Raw genomic sequence first — 16,109 nt, 5'->3', positions numbered from 1 at the left:
TATGGCAGCGCCCGCGTTCCCGGCAGGCTTCGATTTCACCGATCCCCGGCTGTGGGAAAACCGCATGCCGGTCGAGGAATTCGCGACCCTGCGCCGCACCGCACCGGTGTGGTGGTGCGCGCAGCCCGATGCGACCTCCGGCGGATTCCGCGACGGTGGGTACTGGGTGGTCAGCAAACACGAAGACGTGAAGGAGATTTCGCGCAACCCGGAAATCTATTCCTCCGCGCAGAAGGGCGCGATCATCCGGCTGCCCGACGATGTCACGCCGGAGCAGATCGAACTCACCGGTGCGCTGCTGGTGAATATGGATGCGCCCAAGCATGCCAAGACCCGCCGGATCGTCTCCAAGGGATTCACCCCGCGTGCGGTGGAGGGCCTGCGCGCCGCACTCACCGAACGCGCGGCGCGAATCGTGCACGAGGCCAAGCGAACCGGGGGTGGCGATTTCGTACAGCAGGTCGCCTGCGAACTGCCGCTGCAGGCCATCGCGGAACTGCTCGGCGTGCCGAACGACGACCGCCACAAGTTGTTCGAATGGTCCAACCAGACGCTGAACTACGACGATCCGGAGTACGGCGACGCAACCACCGCGTTCACCGAAATCCTCGGCTACGCCTGGAATATGGCCGAAGAGCGCCGCGCCTGCCCGGTCGACGACATCGTCAGCCAATTGGTGCACGCCGATGTCGACGGCGAAGCGCTCGGTTCGGACGAATTCGGATTCTTCGTCATCCTGCTCGCCATCGCGGGCAATGAGACCACCCGCAATGCCATCACCCACGGCATGAAGGCCTTCGTGGACCATCCGGAGCAGTGGGAGCTGTATCGGGAGCAGCGGCCGCGCACCGCACCCGACGAGATCGTTCGGTGGGCGACCCCGGTGAATGCCTTCCAGCGCACCGCCGCCCAGGACACCGAACTCGGTGGACAGCAGATCAAGCAGGGTCAGCGACTGGGAATCTTCTACAGTTCGGCCAACTTCGACGAGGACGCCCTCGAGAATCCGTTCACCTTCGACGTATTACGCGATCCCAATCCGCACGTCGCATTCGGCGGCACCGGTGCGCATTATTGCGTCGGGGCGAATCTGGCGCGACTGGAGATCGACCTGATGTTCAACGCGATCGCCGATGTCATGCCCCAGATCAGCCAAGTCGCCGATCCGGTACGGTTGCGATCGGGGTGGATCAACGGAATCAAGAACTGGCAGGTGCGATACGAATGAATATCCGCAACATTCCCCTACGTACCCTCTCCGGCGACCCGGCAACACTGGGCGAATTGGTCGGAGATAAGGCGGTACTGCTGGTCAATGTGGCCTCCAAGTGTGGGCTGACGCCGCAGTACACCGGACTCGTCGAACTTCAGAAAACTTATGGCGACCGCGGATTCAGTGTGGTCGGCGTGCCGTGTAACCAGTTCATGGGCCAGGAGCCGGGTACCGCCGAGGAGATCGCGGAATTCTGCTCGACCACCTACGGCGTCGACTTTCCGCTGCTGGAGAAGACCGACGTCAACGGCGACGAGCGGCATCCGCTCTACCAGGCCCTGGTGGAGGCCGCGGATGCCGAGGGCACGGCCGGTGATATCCAGTGGAACTTCGAGAAGTTCCTGATCGATCGCGAGGGTGCGGTAGTCGGCCGGTTCCGGCCGCGCACCACCCCCGACGACGCCGCGGTCGTCTCCGCCGTCGAATCGGTTCTGTAGCAATAGCGGCCGGAGCTCGGCGGCCGAGCTCCGGCCCGCTTGCTCACGCCATGGCGAAGCGCAGCAGGGCCTGCTTATCGCCCTGCTTGATCTTGCCCTTGCGATTGAGCACCTCGAGCTGCCAGCTTCCGCCGTTGCGGAACGCCTTGGCCACGGCATTGGCGTTATCCGTGCCGAGCAGCGACGGCCAGATGTCGGCCACCTGCTGGGCGCTGCCGCCGGTCGCGTCGTAGACCTTGAAACTGATGTTGTTGGCCTTCTCGAACGAGGAGCCTTTCTTGAAGGCCGCGGCCACGAAAATGATCGCGTCGATGGCCTCGGGCACATTCGCGAAGGTGACGTGCACCGATTCGTCGTCGCCGGAGGCCGCGCCGGTCTGTTCGTCGCCGGTGTGCTGGACCGAACCGTTGCCGAGCGGGTCGAGGGAGTCGAGTCCGGCGAAACGCACCGGCTCCGCGCCTTGCATGAGGATGGCGATCAGATCCAGGTCCACACCGCGCTTGCGGCGCAATAATCCGACCGCGCCACCGCTGGTGCCTCCCGACGGGTCCCAGCTCACCCCGACCGTCAGCTTGGTGATGCCGTTGAGATCAGCGGCGCCATCTTCCTTTTTGAGCGTGATCATGTCTTCACCCTACAAGCGAATTCGAAAGTCCATGGGGCCCAGAATCTTACCGCTCACACTCTCGTAACTGGGCGTTTGCCTAGACCTTTCGCCGCCTGCGGTAGCGCACCGCACAGGGCTGTTGCAACTGCACCACCATCTTGCTGTGGTCGTTGCGGTAGCTGTCGGATGGTTGTGCCATTTCGAATTCCCAGTCCCGCAGCAGTATCGAGAAAATCGCCTTGAGCTGCATGAGCGCGAAGGCCGCACCGACACAGCGATGTCTACCGGCCCCGAAAGGGATCCAGGTCCAGCGGTTGACGATATCCGCCTGATTCGGATCGATATAGCGGTTCGGGTCGAACAGATCCGGATTCGGGAAGTCCTCCGGAATTCGGTTGGAGATGGCCGGAGTCGCCGCGACCAGATCGCCCGGTGCGATGCGATGTCCGCACACCTCGAATTCGCCCTGCGCCACCCGCATCAGAATGATCAGCGGCGGATGCAGCCGCAGTGTCTCCTTGACCACCGCCTCCAGATTCGGAATCTGGCGCAGCGCCCCGAAACTGATATCGGAACCGTCGGCGTAGAGCTCGTCGAGTTCGTCGACGACGCGACGCAATTCCGCCGGATGCCTCAGCAATTCGATGACCGACCACGCCGCGGTACCCGAAGTCGTGTGATGGCCCGCGAACATCATCGAGATGAACATCCCGGTGATTTCGCTCGCGCTGAATCTCGGCTGCCCGTGCTCGTCCTCGATCGAGATCAAGATGTCGAGCATGTCCCGATCTTCCTTGTTCGCGGGCGGATTCGCGGCGCGGCCGTCCATGATGCCCTGCACCAATTCGACCAGTTCGGCACGGGCGGCGTCACGGCGCTGGAAACTTTCGATCGGCGCATACGGATCCACATAGGCCAGCGCGTCGGTGCCGCGCTCCAGATCGTGGTAGAGGCGGGCGAAGCGTTCGTCGAGTTCATCGCGGAAGCGCTTGCCGATCAGGCAGGCCGATGAGGTGTAGATGGTCAGCTCGGCGAAGAAATCGAGCAGGTCGATCTGACCCTCGTCACCCCAATTCGCCAGCATGCGCTCGACCTCGCGCCCGATGGTCGCCGCATGTCCGCGCATTTGTTCCGCACGCAAAGCCTGGTTGTGCAGCATCTCCTTGCGCCGCTCCGGACTGGCGTCGAACACCACGCCCTCACCGAAAATCGGCTTCATGAACGGATAGGCGGCGGCCTGATCGAGATCCTCGTCGCCGGATCGGAAGAAGAACTCATTGGCCTCGGCGCCGGACAGCAGAATCACATGCCGCCCGGCGAGATCGAACGCGCCGACATCCCCGCATTCCGCCCGCACCCGGCGCATCAAAGCCAATGGATCGACGCGGAATTCCTCGAGATGCCCATGCTCGTGATCGCCTCCGGAAACCCGCAGCGGCTTGACCAGGGTCATGAAGTCCTCCTGGGATATCTGTCCACACACGTGATGGACATGTGTCTGGACAGTACTACGATAAACGTGGGGCAGGCAAGGGTCAGCGCCGACTTCGCCCCTGTGCCTGGGAGAAAGCGTGCTGCCGTGACAAAAGGCCCGGCACTCGCAGTGCCGGGCCTCTTGTTCGCCTGACGGCGATCGACCTCGCCGTAATTCGCGCCTGCGGCGCCCCAACCCAGTTCCGGTCAAGGAACGCGCCCTCGACACGATCCTTGCCGCCCGATGCGCGAGAACTGCGCGAACGCCGCTACCTGGAGCCCGGATCAGCGGCGGAAGAGGTTGTTGAGATCGTTCTGGGTGAGTTGCTCGGCTGCGTAGGTGAAAGTGCCGCGGTCGGCCAATTCGTGTGCGGTATCGAGCAATTGGCGGTACATGGCGCGGAAGATGCTGCCGCCGACCGTGACTCGGCGTACGCCGAGTTCGCGCAGGTCGTCGAGGGACAGTGCGTTGCCGGTCAAGCCCATGACCACATTTAGTGGGCCGTCGAGTTCGCGCACGAGTGTGCCGATAGTGGTGGCGTCGCCGGCACCCGGAACGAAAGCGCAGTCCGCGCCCGCTGCCAGATAGGCGTTGGCCCGGCGGATGCATTCATCGAGCGAGAAATCGACCAGGAGACCATCGGTGCGGCCGACCAGAACGAACGGCTCCCCGCCGGCATCTACGGCAGCGCGGGCCGCGCGAATGCGGTCCGCGCACAACTCCAGGTCATAGAGCGGTCGGGTGCTGTCACCGGTGAAGTCCTCGATATTGCCGCCCGACGCACCGGCATCGAGCGCCGACGAGATCGTGGTCGCCACCGTCTCGGGCTTCTCGCCGTATCCCTCTTCGAGATCGGCGCTGACCGGCACCCCTACCGCGTCGACGATCTCGCGAACCCGCCCCAGCATGGTCTCGCGATCGACCCGCCCGTCCTCGTGTTCAGCGAAGAAGTCGTGATCCGGACGTCCGAGGGAGAACGCGATACCGGCGCTGGTGGTGGCCACTGCGGGAAACCCGGCCGATTCCAGAATCCGGGCGCTGCCCGCATCCCACGCATTCGGGAGCAGGAAGCAACCTTCCCGGTGCAACTCGACGAACCGTTGTGCGCGTTGCCGCCGATCGCTGATCACGTCGTGTTGCTCCCTCTTCCCGGTGTTCATTCGTCCACTGCGAAGGCCGTCAAGGCAGCCGATCAATGTCAGACCCCTTCGATAAAATCACATAACACAGAAGGGGGTTGGTAATCATGGGTATTCGACGAATTCTGAATATGCTGCTCCGGCGGCGCAGGGTTTCGGCATCCTGGTCCGCGGCCGAGGAAACCGCAGTTCGGCGCGCGGCGGTGGTTCGCGACCTCCAGCGGATTCGTCGCGATGACGAACGCAATCGGCCTCGGGAGCGCAACCCCTACGACCACAGCGACAACTCGATCGCGGGTGGATGCGCCGGCGGTTGACGGCACGAATTCCCCAAGCGCCGCACAAGAATCGACGCACACATTCAGGGCGTAGCTGCGCGTCATGCGGTCTGCCGATGCGGCAGCTCCCGGCCAGGTGTTGGGCATGCGTGATGCTCGCGCATGCCCAACCCGGGCAGGGGCTAGCCGACGGTCAGGACGGTGCCCGCGCCGACGGTGCGGCCGCCCTCGCGGATGGCGAAGCCGAGGCCCGGCTCCAGCGGGACCGGGCGGCCCAATTCGACTGTCAGGTCGATGGTTTCACCAGGGCGGGCGACGGCGACGGGCAGCGTGACGTTGCCGACGACGTCACCGGTGCGCACGTAGAACTGCGGGCGGTAGCCGGTGGCGATCGGGGTGCGCCGACCGCCCTCCGCCGTACCCAGCAGGTACACGCGCGCCGTGAACCTGGTGTGCACCGCGATGCTGCCCGGTTCCGCCGCGACCTGACCGCGACGCACCTGACCGCGCTGCACGCCGCGCAGCAGCAGCGCGACATTGTCGCCTGCTTCCGCGAACTCCATTGTGCGGCCGAAGGTTTCCACCCCGGTGACAACGGAGGTCAGCTCCTCGCCGCCGTAGAGCTGCACCCGATCGCCGAGGCGAATCCGGCCGCGCTCCACCGCACCGGTGATGACAGTGCCCCGACCGGTAATGGTCAGGACGTTCTCCACCGGGAGCAGGAACGGCGCGTCGGTGTAGCGCACGGGCGTGGGCACATGCGTGTCCACGGCATCCAACAGGTCGAGCAGCGCGGCCGTCCACCGCGAATCCCCGTCCAGCGCACGCAAACCCGAAACCCGTACGACCGGCAGTTCCACACCCGGGTAACCCTGGGCGCTGAGCAGCTCGCGCACCTCAAGCTCGATCAGGTCGAGCAGTTCCGGATCGCCCGCGTCGGCCTTGTTGAGCGCGACCACGATGTGCTCCACCCCGACCTGACGCGCGAGCAGCACATGTTCGGCCGTCTGCGGCATGACGCCGTCCTGCGCCGAAACCACCAGGATCGCCCCGTCGAGCTGGGACGCGCCGGTGATCATGTTCTTCACGAAGTCGGCGTGCCCGGGCATATCGATATGCGCGTAATGCCGTGTGGCGGTTTCGTATTCGACGTGCGCGATATTGATGGTTATTCCGCGCAACGCCTCCTCCGGCGCCCGGTCGATCCGGTCGAACGGCACGAAGCTACCGCCGCCGCGCTCGGCGAGCACCTTGGTGATGGCGGCGGTCAACGTGGTCTTGCCGTGATCGACGTGACCCATGGTGCCGATGTTCAGATGCGGCTTGGTCCGCACATACGTCTTCTTGGACATGACTTTCCCCGGCTAGGAAATGATTTCCGGCGATCTCGCCGTGGGACCTCTCTGCGACGGGCCACCTTCCCCGTCAGAGGTCCCGGGACATCCCGGGGAAGGTCAGCTTCGGGCGCCGTCGAAGTGCGCCGCAGCCACTGCTGCGGACGCTGCCAGGGCAGCCGCCATCGCGTCCGCGACCGCGGACTCCAGAGCGATGGCGTGGCCGAACATGCGCAGAACTGTACGGGCCGAACGGAACCGGGCGCGAGCCATTTTTCGCGCCCGGTTCGGCTGTCAGTTCAGTGGGGCCGAGCGCCACCAGCGCAGGACCTTGTCCTGAGCACCCGCCAAACCGTCGGCGTACATGAGGAATTGGGCGCGCTTGCTGTCGCCGGTGAACGCGGTGACGATCTTGGGCCCGTCGTTGACGAACTTGTAGTTCGTGTAGGTCTTGCCACCGTTGGCATCGGTCGACTTGGTGGCGTCGGACGGCAGGTTGCTCAGCGCCCTCTGCACATCGGAGGCGTTCTTGTAGACGTAGATCGTGTAGAACGGGTCGTCGTTGTCACCGCCGCCGTAGCAATCCCACTGCGCGGCCCAGGCGCCGAAGTCCGGCGTGCCCGGCGTGGGCAGCGTCAGGTCGCCGGTCTTGTGGGCATTGCATTTCGCGCCGTTGTAGCCGACCGAATCGGACTCGCTGGCGGGCACCATGCGCGGGAACTCTTTGCTGATCGCGGCCGCGGTCGCATCCACCGAGCCGCTGCCGCCGTTGGAGTAACTCGACGAGGTCGTCGTGCTGCCGCCACTGGAGCTGGACGAACCACCGTTCGATACCACGCCGATGATCGCGAGCACGATCACCAACAGGATCACCAGACCGACGCACAGCGCGACGATCAGCCCTACGTTCGATTTGCGCTGCGGCGGTGCGGGCGGGCGCGGCCCGCTCATCGGCGGCCGGGGCGCGAATCCGAGCGGCTGCTGGTTGTAGGGATTGCTCGGATGCGGTTGCTGTTGGGTCGGCGCGGTCTGCATCGGCTGCGGACGCGGGGGGCCCTGCGAAGCGGGATTGACGGTCGTCGGCGCCAACGGCTGCGGCTGCACGGTGGGCGGAGCGCTCGTCTGCGGGTACGGGCCGCTGGTCTGCGGATACGGTCCGGCGGTCTGCGGGTACGGACCGTTCGTCACCGGATGTGGCGTACCGGTCACGGGCATCGGCTGCCCGGTGACCGGGCGGGGCGCGCCCGTCACCGGAATCGCCGGTCCGGTACCCGGACGCGGGCCGACCACCGGCATCGCCGGGATGCTCGGATTGGTGAATGCCTGCTTGGCGGCTTGCGCGAACTCCGAGCACGAGGCGAACCGCTCATCGGGTCGCTTGGCCATGGCCTTCGCCAGCACCCCGTCCAGTTGGAGCGGCAGTCCGGGACGGACGCTGCTCAATGCCGGGGGCGTGCCCTGCAGATGCCCCTGGATTACCGCCGCCGGATTGGTCGCGGCGAACGGACCCGACCCGGTGAACAGCCAGAACAGCGAGCAGGCCAGCGAATACTGGTCCGAGCGGTGATCGAGCGACGCGCCGGTCAGCTGTTCGGGGGAGGCGTAGGCCAGAGTCGCGGTGAAGGTGCCGGTCTGGGTGAGATGGCCGGTGTCGTCGCGCAGTCGCGCGATACCGAAGTCGGTCAGGTAGACCCGCTCACCGCGCCCGCCGCCGGAGCGGGCGAGCAGGATATTCGCGGGCTTCACATCGCGGTGCAGTACGCCCATGCCGTGCGCGTAGTCGAGCGCGTCGGCGGTCTCCTTGATGATCTGGACCGCGCGCTCCGGCGGCAGCGACTTGGGATCGACCGACGCGGCGTCGATGCCATCGATGTACTGCATCGAGATCCACAGCTGCTCGTCCTCGAGGCCGCGGTCGTAGACGGTGACGATATTCGGGTGATCGAGCTGTGCAACCAGATCCGCCTCCCGCTCGAACCGCGCCCGCACCTCCTTATCGAAGAACATCTCTCGATTCAGCAGCTTCAGCGCCGTCATCCGCGGCAGTCGCGGATGTTTTGCCAGGTACACCGAACCCATGCCACCGCGACCCAATTGCCGATCGATGACATAACCGGCGAAAACGTCACCGCTGGCCAGCATGTCTGCTCCACTTCCCGCCGCCCACCGGGACCCACCGATGAACGGGCGTACAGCATAAGAATGCGCGATCAGGACCTCCTGACCACGGAAAACATCGAAACCTTAGCAGGATTCGCTTAAGCCCTGGTTATCGTCGACTTATCGGTATCGACGTTGTTTCCGGCTATGGCGGAGGGCGCGGCGTGGGTCCAGGCGGCGTTCTGCCGGGGCGACGTGGGATATCGGGCAGGGCGATGGTGCCGGGTCGCGGCGAACGGCGTGGCGGCAGCGGCAGGCGCGGCTGGGACATTCTCGAGGACTCGGGGGCACTGCGGCTGGTCGGCTCGGTCGGCCGGGCGGTTCTGCTGCCGACCCGCTCGGAACTGTTGGGGGGCACCGCGTTTCCAGACGGCAGCGGGTTCCGGGCCGGACCGGTATCGCGAGGAGGTTCGGTGCCGGGACGCGATTCGGGACCCGTGCCCATCGGCGGGCGATACGGACCGTTCGCTCGAGCCGGGTGCGGCGCGGACGACACCAGCGCCCGCCGAGCCGCCACTGCGAATTCGGTACAGCTGCCGAACCGGTCCGCGGGCCGTTTGGCCATGGCCCGCGCCAGCACCGCGTCCAGCGCGGGCGGCACGTCGGGGCGATACCGGCGCAGCGACGGTATCGCCCCATACAGATGCCCGTTGATGACGGCCATGGGATTCGCCCCTTGGAACGGCCCGACACCGGTCAGCATCCAGAACAGCGAGCAGGCCAGTGAATACTGGTCGGCCAGGTAGTCCGGCGTACCGGTCAGTTGTTCCGGCGCGGCGTATGCCAGTGTGGCGGTGATGGTTCCGGCCGAACTCAGCGTGGACTCGCCATCGCGCATGGCCGCGATGCCGAAGTCGGTGAGCAGCACCCGTTCCGGCTGTCCGATCGGCGCCTTGGCCAGCAGGATATTGGCCGGTTTCACATCGCGGTGCAGCACGCCGTTGCCGTGTGCGAAATCCAGCGCGGCCGCGGTATCGGCGACGATCTGCACCGCGCGACCCGGCGCGAGCACATTGACATCCGCACAGGACGCATCCGCGCCAGGCACGAATTGCATCGAGATCCACAGCTGCTGATCCTCGGCGCCGCGGTCGTAGACGGTGACGATATTCGGATGGTCCAGCTGAGCGACCAGATCGGCCTCCCGCTCGAAGCGGCGCCGGATCTCGGCATCGGTATACAGTTCGCGCTTCAGCAATTTCAGCGCGGTAAGGCGTGGCAGGCGCGGATGCTGGGCCAGGTAGACGGTGCCCATACCGCCCTGGCCGAGCACACGTTTGATCATGTATCCAGCGAAAACATCGCCAGTTCGCAGCACAGTGGATTCACCCCCCATATCGGGTCGAGCACCTGGATCCTACCGATGTATCTGTTCGCACGGCCCGGACGCAACATGTTCGTTGCGGTGGGCGAAGACGTTGTCGGTGGCACTCGTTAGGCTCGGCCCCATGCGCATTGGAGCACACGTCCGGCTCGACAGCGATCCGATCGGCTTCGGTGAAAAACTCGGCGCCGATGTCATCCAGCTGTTCGTCGTCGACCCGCAGAGTTGGGACAAACCGACCCCGCATCCGCGGACCGAGGAAATCCTCGCCAGTCCGATCGATGTGGTGGTGCACTCGTCCTATCAGATCAATGTGGCCAGCCTGAACAATCGCCTGCGCATGCCGTCGCGCAACGCGGTCGCACAGCAGGCGAAGGCCGCCGCCGATATCGGCGCGTTCGGCCTGGTGGTGCACGGCGGACATGTCCGCTCCGACGGCGAACTCGAGACCGGAATCGACAACTGGCGCAAGCTGTTCGAACGTCAGCAGGACAAGGGCGGCTTCGCGGTGCCGATCCTGATCGAGAACACCGCGGGCGGCAACCACGCCATGGCCCGGCATTTCGATTCGATCGCCCGGCTCTGGGACGCTGTCGGCGATTTCGGCGCGGGCTTCTGCCTGGACACCTGCCACGCCTGGGCGGGCGGTGAGGATCTCGTCGGCGTCGTCGAGCGGATCAAGGCCATCACCGGCCGCATCGACCTGGTGCACCTGAACTCCTCCCGCGACGAATTCAATTCGGGCGCGGACCGTCATGCCAACTTCGCGGACGGGACGATCGATCCGGAGTTGCTCGCCGAGGTGTGCCGGACGGCGGATGCCCCGGTGGTTCTGGAGACACCCGGCGAGGGTGTTGCCGAGGATCTGGCATACCTGCGCGAGCACGTCGGCTGACCCTCCCCCGCCGTCCAGGTGTCAGCAGACCCAACCGGACAGCTCACCAAAGGTAGTCAAATGGTGGCCCGAAACGCCACCGACAACCGCCATTTGACTACTCTAGGCAAACGCTGCGGGGCGTGGGGTTGGGATCAGGGCGACGAAAACACTGGTTGGGGTGGGTGTTTCGGTGATGTGCTCGATGGGGCATCAACCGATTCAACCCAGCGAAGGTGATCCCATGACGGTCGACTACGCCCAGACAACCGCCACCGTGACCAAAATCGGCGCCCGCATCGGCGCCCAGGTCGACAATGTCCGGCTCGGCGGCGATGTGGACGCGGCAACCGTCGCGGTGATCCGGCGCGCGCTGCTCGAGCACAAGGTCATCTTCTTCCGCGGCCAGGACCATTTGACCGAGGACGGGCAGTACGAGTTCGCGCAACTGCTCGGCACCCCCACCACCCCGCATCCGACGGTCACCTCGCACGGCGTCAAGAGCCTGGCCATCGACTCGGAGTACGGCCGCGCCAATAGCTGGCACACCGACGTCACCTTCGTCGACCGGATCCCGAAGGCCTCCATCCTGCGCGCGGTCACCCTGCCGACCTACGGCGGCTCCACCACCTGGGCCTCCACTGTCGCCGCCTACGATTCGCTGCCGGAGCCGCTCAAGCGCCTGGCCGAGAGCCTGCGGGCGGTGCACACCAACCTCTACGACTACGCCGCCACCGACGTCGACCGGAGCAACCCGAACACCGACGCCTACCGCGCCGAGTTCCAGTCCGACTACTACGAGACCGAGCACCCGGTGGTGCGGGTGCATCCGGAGACCGGTGAGCGCGCCCTGCTGGTCGGGCACTTCGTCAAGCGCTTCCTCGGGGTCTCCACCAGCGAGTCCCAGGCGCTGTTCCGCCTGTTCCAGGACCGGGTGACCCGGCTGGAGAACACCACCCGCTGGAACTGGCAGCCCGGTGACGTCGCCATTTGGGATAACCGCGCCACCCAGCACTACGCCGTCGACGACTACGACAACCAGCCGCGCAAGCTGACCCGGATCACCCTCGCCGGCGATATCCCGGTCGGTGTCGACGGCCTCGCGAGCACCTCGCACCACGGCAATGCCGAGCACTACTCGATCATCGAGGAAGCTTCCCCGCTCGAAGTGTGACGACGATCGCACGGCTGCCGCAGTACGCCGATTGCGCTGCGGCAGTTGAGGGGCCGCGCGGTTGCGGTACCGGCATTCGCCGAGGTATGAGGTCGGGCCGTTGCCGGGCGGCACGATAGTACAGACTGATGCCATGAGTATCAGCCCGCTGGACGGGGTTCGCGTCCTGGAACTCGGCAATTACATCGCCGCGCCGACCGCTGGTCGCATCCTCGGCGATTTCGGTGCCGAGGTGATCAAAGTGGAGCGCCCGAAGGCCGGCGACGAGCTACGCAACTGGCGACTCTACGGCGGCGATACCTCGATGCTGTACCGCACCATCAACCGGAACAAGAAGTCGATCACGCTGGATCTGCGCACCGAGGCAGGTCGGGGCATCGTCCTGGATCTGCTCCGGCACTGCGATGTGCTGCTGGAGAATTTCCGGCCGGGCATGCTCGAGAAGTGGGGCCTCGGTCCGGAGGTGCTGAACGAAGTCAATCCGGGTCTGGTGATCACCCGGATTTCGGCTTATGGGCAGACCGGGCCGCTGGCCGCGCGGCCCGGTTTCGCCGCGGTCGCCGAGGCGGTCGGCGGGCTGCGCGAACTCGTCGGTGATCCGGATCGGCCGCCGGTGCGGGTCGGCGTGTCCATCGGTGATTCGATCGCGGGGATCTACGCGGCGTTCGGCACGGTGATGGCGCTGTTCCAGCGGCAACGCACCAACGAGTCGATCCCGCTGGGGGAACGCGTCATCGATGTGGCGCTGAACGAGGCGATCCTGTCGGTGATGGAATCGCTGGTGCCCGACTATCTTGCCTACGGCATCAATCGCGAGCGGGTCGGCGGGCGGATGGAAGGCATCGCGCCGAGTAATGCCTACCCGACCAGCGACGGTGCGAGCGTCATCATCGGTGGCAACGGGGACGCCATCTTCCAGCGCTATATGGAGGTGATCGGCCGTCCCGATCTGGCCGCCGATCCGGAACTGCAGGACAATGCCGGACGCTGGCGCAATCGCGAACGGCTCGACGCGTCCATTGCCGAATGGACCGTGCGGCACACCCGCGACGAGGCGCTGAAACTGTTGGAGGCGGCGGCCATTCCGTGCGGCCCCATCTACACCGCCGCCGATATCGTCGACGACGAGCAATACAAGGCGCGCAATATGATTCAGCCGTTCCCGGTGGATGTGGGTGCGCCGCAACCGAAGACGGTCGGCTTTCCCGGCATCGTGCCGGTGATCGGTGAAAAGTCCCTGCCGATCCGCAATGTCGGACCGGACCTGGGTGAGCACACGCGAGAGGTGCTGTCGGAACTGCTCGGAATGAGCGATGCCGATATCGCCGGATTGGAGGCGTGATGCGCGCCGGTATCGATGGAGTGGAGGCGGTATGACGCGACGGGTATATGGCAGGCGTCGACCGCCGGGGCGTGGTGCGCGCGAAATGAGTGCGCCCGGACACGCGCGTCCGACAGTGCATCCGACCCCCGCTTCGAATGAAAAGCCGTGCGGTGGCGTGATGTGCGTACCGCCGCATGTGCGTCAGGCGCCGCCGGTCCGGGATGCGCTAGAGGAGGAGTGATGCACACGGCATCGGAAAGCGATTCGACGAGTGGGCGTGCAGGTAGCTCCGAAGCCATCCTTCGCGATGTGACGCTCCGGGACGGATTGCAGTTGACGGGGAAGGTGCTGCCGGTCGAGCGCAAGGTGGATATCGTGCGCGAACTGCTCGCGGTCGGCGTGCCGGCACTGGAGATCGGGTCGATGGCACGTCCCGATCTGGTGCCGCCGATGGCCAACACCATGGAACTCATTGCCGCCCTGAGTCCCGAAGAGCTGCAACGCTGTTGGGTCTGGGTGGCCACGCCGCGCCATGTGGAGAAGGCCGCCGCCGCGGGCGTGCGCAACTTCCAGTACTGCTTCTCCGCATCGGACGCGCACAACAAGGCCAATATCGGCCGCAGCACCGAGGACAGTGTCGCCGCGATGCCGGATGCCGTTCGGTTGGCGCGGGAGGCGGGCGGCGAAATCCAGCTCTGCCTCGCTACCAGCTTCACCTGCCCCTTCGACGGTCCCGTCGATCCCGAGCGAGTTCTGGCCATTGCCAACGACCCGCGCACCGAGGGCGCTTGCGACATCGTCATCGCCGACACCCTGGGCCAGGCGCACCCGACCCAGGTGTCGGAGCTGATCTCGGCGGTGCGCGACCGAACCCCGCACCGCCGCATCGTCTTCCACGGTCACGACACCTGGGGCATGGGCGTCGCCAACACCCTCGCCGCCCTGCAGGCCGGAGCAACGATGGTCGACGGCTCCCTCGGCGGCCTCGGCGGCTGCCCCTTCGCCCCCGGCGCCAGCGGCAACACCTCCACCGAAGACATCCTCTTCGCCACCCGCCCCACCTGGTTCACCCCGCCGGTCCTGGCCACCCTGGTAACCCTCACCGAAGCCCTGCTCACCGACCTCGACGAACCCAACCGCTCCCGCACCGCCGAAGGCACCCGCTCCAAAGCCTCCGCCTTCGAATGGGTCACCCCCGCCCCCTGACCGCCGCACAAGCCGTGCGTACCTCGCAAAAGCTATGGCCCCTGCGAGGTCACCAATGCCTATGCGACACCGGCTACTTGCGCAGTGCGGTTGTGGCCGAGGTGAATTGGTAGTGCACGAAATCGCGGACGGGTTCGAAGCCGATGGTGCGGTAGATGTGGTTCGCGGTGAGGTTGGCGATGTCGGCGAAGAGGCAGACGTTCAGGTTGTTCCAGCGCAGGGTGCGGGATAGGTGGGCGGTGAGGATGCCGGCGTAGCCGTTGCCGCGGTGGGCCGGAGGTGTGTAGACGGGACCGATTCGGGACCAGCCGAAGACCGGGACCTGGTGTGCGGCAAGGGAGACGGGCTCGCCGTCGCGTTCCCACAGCCACCAGCGACCGGTCGCGATGCGATTCCGGATGGCGATGGCGGTCAGGCTCGGCGGCGGCATACCGGATTCGAGGCGCATGGCTTCGGCCCATTGGGCGCACAGCCCGGCATCGGAATCGGTTGCGCGACGGGCTGATCCGGCGGTCTTCGGGAAGTTCAGATCCCCGAGCCGGTAGAGGCGCGTCGAGTACACCTCCCGATAGCCGACACCGTGCCGTTTGCCCCAGCGCTCGGCAAATTCGGTCGCATCGTCGGTCGCGCCCTCGACCCCGCCCGCATCCGCAGCGACCTCGGCCATCGCATCGGCAACGGGCACAACACTTCCCGCGGGCAGCTCACCGAGATACACGCCGCGTCCGGCCACGCGCATGGCAACGCCGATCACCGTCGCGTCGTCGTCGTGGACGGACAGGAACCGCGAGCAGTCGGCATCGACCTGCATGCCGGTCAGGTGGTTGGCGATCCCGGTGGTGATCACCGTGTGCCGCAGCGGATCACGTCGCAGAAACGGCTCGGTCAGCGACCGGAACCGTGCGGCATCGGCGGTGATCTCGATCCTCATACCGGATTACGCTAGAGCGCGAAAGCCCTGCGCGCTCGCAATTTTCCGCGTCGCCGCGGCACGGTTCAGCTGGTTCGATCCGCGCGTAGCTTCAGCAGCACCAGACCAGCTGTGCACGCCAGAATCAGTCCGGCGACAGTGATTTCGACGTGCAGTCCGGCGATGCCGAGCACGGCTCCGACGATGCCGCCGATGAAAATCAGCCAGGCCGTTATCCGCGACAAAATCGTGGACAGGGTGGGCACCGGCGGGTTCGACACGACTTGCTGCGAAGTTTCCGGGGCGGCCGATTCGTCGGCCGTGGCGGAGGCTCGCAACGGAGTTGTCGAGTAAGCTCCCATCATCAACTCCTCGATGACGCCGATCAGAGTGTTGCCGTCGCACGATTTCCACCGCGCGTCTCTCATCTAGGTACTGGCGTCTCACGCGTAACTTTGATCACACACGCTACGGCCCGGAGACGTGGTTCGACCACGACACGTGCCCGCGACACGCCGAAGAGACCAATTCGATATCTGAGTCACCACTGTTTAATTCATGCTGGCACCGCGCGTGCCCAGCGTGTGCTCGTCTG

General features: G+C 65.7%; 14 protein-coding genes. 6 read left to right on the top strand and 8 right to left on the bottom strand.

What is annotated here, in order from left to right; all coding sequences use genetic code 11:
* Window position 1 precedes the first annotated feature (1 nt).
* Together ACFYOW_RS43305 and ACFYOW_RS43300 are read left to right on the top strand one after the other, a co-directional pair.
* Entirely contained in the window at window positions 2-1,228 is a 1,227-nt protein-coding gene (locus tag ACFYOW_RS43305; RefSeq protein WP_387296883.1) for a cytochrome P450, read from the top strand.
* Complete coding sequence (locus ACFYOW_RS43300) at window positions 1,225-1,710, top strand: glutathione peroxidase (protein WP_063045920.1); 486 nt, start codon at window positions 1,225-1,227, stop codon at window positions 1,708-1,710. Before ACFYOW_RS43305 ends, ACFYOW_RS43300 begins: the two co-directional genes overlap by 4 nt.
* 43 nt (window positions 1,711-1,753) lie before the next feature.
* Here the strand turns inward: ACFYOW_RS43300 and ACFYOW_RS43295 are convergent, their stop codons facing one another.
* The 6 genes from ACFYOW_RS43295 to ACFYOW_RS43270 all read right to left on the bottom strand — a co-directional run bounded on the left by ACFYOW_RS43295 (window position 1,754) and on the right by ACFYOW_RS43270 (window position 9,987).
* A complete protein-coding gene (locus tag ACFYOW_RS43295; RefSeq protein WP_063045919.1) occupies window positions 1,754-2,335 on the bottom strand; it encodes a TerD family protein in 582 nt (193 codons plus the stop codon).
* A 79-nt stretch (window positions 2,336-2,414) separates the two neighbouring features.
* A complete protein-coding gene (locus ACFYOW_RS43290) occupies window positions 2,415-3,770 on the bottom strand; it encodes a cytochrome P450 (protein WP_387296880.1) in 1,356 nt (451 codons plus the stop codon).
* Between the two features lie 305 nt (window positions 3,771-4,075).
* The gene (locus ACFYOW_RS43285) at window positions 4,076-4,951 is read right to left on the bottom strand and encodes an isocitrate lyase/phosphoenolpyruvate mutase family protein (RefSeq protein WP_387296878.1); all 876 of its coding nucleotides are present in this window, start codon (window positions 4,949-4,951) and stop codon (window positions 4,076-4,078) included.
* A 439-nt stretch (window positions 4,952-5,390) separates the two neighbouring features.
* Window positions 5,391-6,560, bottom strand: a complete 1,170-nt coding sequence (gene tuf / locus ACFYOW_RS43280) for an elongation factor Tu (RefSeq protein ID WP_387296876.1) — start codon at window positions 6,558-6,560, stop codon at window positions 5,391-5,393.
* A 276-nt stretch (window positions 6,561-6,836) separates the two neighbouring features.
* Window positions 6,837-8,684, bottom strand: coding sequence for a protein kinase (locus tag ACFYOW_RS43275; RefSeq protein WP_387296874.1), 1,848 nt, complete (start codon window positions 8,682-8,684; stop codon window positions 6,837-6,839).
* 163 nt (window positions 8,685-8,847) lie between these two features.
* Window positions 8,848-9,987 carry a protein kinase gene (locus tag ACFYOW_RS43270; RefSeq protein WP_387296872.1) on the bottom strand — a complete coding sequence of 380 codons (1,140 nt, stop codon included), beginning with the start codon at window positions 9,985-9,987 and terminating at the stop codon, window positions 8,848-8,850.
* A gap of 163 nt (window positions 9,988-10,150) precedes the next feature.
* Between ACFYOW_RS43270 and ACFYOW_RS43265 the strand changes: the two genes are divergently transcribed.
* From ACFYOW_RS43265 to ACFYOW_RS43250, 4 genes are all read left to right on the top strand, one after another.
* Window positions 10,151-10,921 (top strand): deoxyribonuclease IV, encoded by a 771-nt coding sequence (locus ACFYOW_RS43265; RefSeq protein WP_040695028.1) that lies wholly within the window; start codon window positions 10,151-10,153, stop codon window positions 10,919-10,921.
* A 223-nt stretch (window positions 10,922-11,144) separates the two neighbouring features.
* Window positions 11,145-12,074 carry a TauD/TfdA dioxygenase family protein gene (locus ACFYOW_RS43260; RefSeq protein ID WP_387296870.1) on the top strand — a complete coding sequence of 310 codons (930 nt, stop codon included), beginning with the start codon at window positions 11,145-11,147 and terminating at the stop codon, window positions 12,072-12,074.
* Window positions 12,075-12,207: 133 nt separating this feature from the next.
* On the top strand, window positions 12,208-13,416 hold the full coding sequence (locus ACFYOW_RS43255; RefSeq protein WP_387296868.1) for a CaiB/BaiF CoA transferase family protein: 1,209 nt from the start codon (window positions 12,208-12,210) through the stop codon (window positions 13,414-13,416).
* A 222-nt stretch (window positions 13,417-13,638) separates the two neighbouring features.
* A complete protein-coding gene (locus tag ACFYOW_RS43250) occupies window positions 13,639-14,604 on the top strand; it encodes a hydroxymethylglutaryl-CoA lyase (RefSeq protein WP_387296866.1) in 966 nt (321 codons plus the stop codon).
* Between the two features lie 73 nt (window positions 14,605-14,677).
* On the opposite strand, the gene ACFYOW_RS43245 is transcribed toward ACFYOW_RS43250, so the two are convergent.
* Window positions 14,678-15,535: a GNAT family N-acetyltransferase gene (locus ACFYOW_RS43245; protein ID WP_387296864.1), complete on the bottom strand. Its 858-nt coding sequence runs from the start codon at window positions 15,533-15,535 to the stop codon at window positions 14,678-14,680.
* A 65-nt stretch (window positions 15,536-15,600) separates the two neighbouring features.
* On the bottom strand, window positions 15,601-15,942 hold the full coding sequence (locus ACFYOW_RS43240; RefSeq protein WP_387296862.1) for a hypothetical protein: 342 nt from the start codon (window positions 15,940-15,942) through the stop codon (window positions 15,601-15,603).
* Window positions 15,943-16,109: the final 167 nt, after the last annotated feature.

This window comes from Nocardia sp. NPDC006982, assembly GCF_042869435.1.
Classification (GTDB): Bacteria; Actinomycetota; Actinomycetes; order Mycobacteriales; family Mycobacteriaceae; genus Nocardia.
Note: the sequence above shows the minus strand (reverse complement) of the source record. Positions and strands in the feature narration are given on the sequence as shown.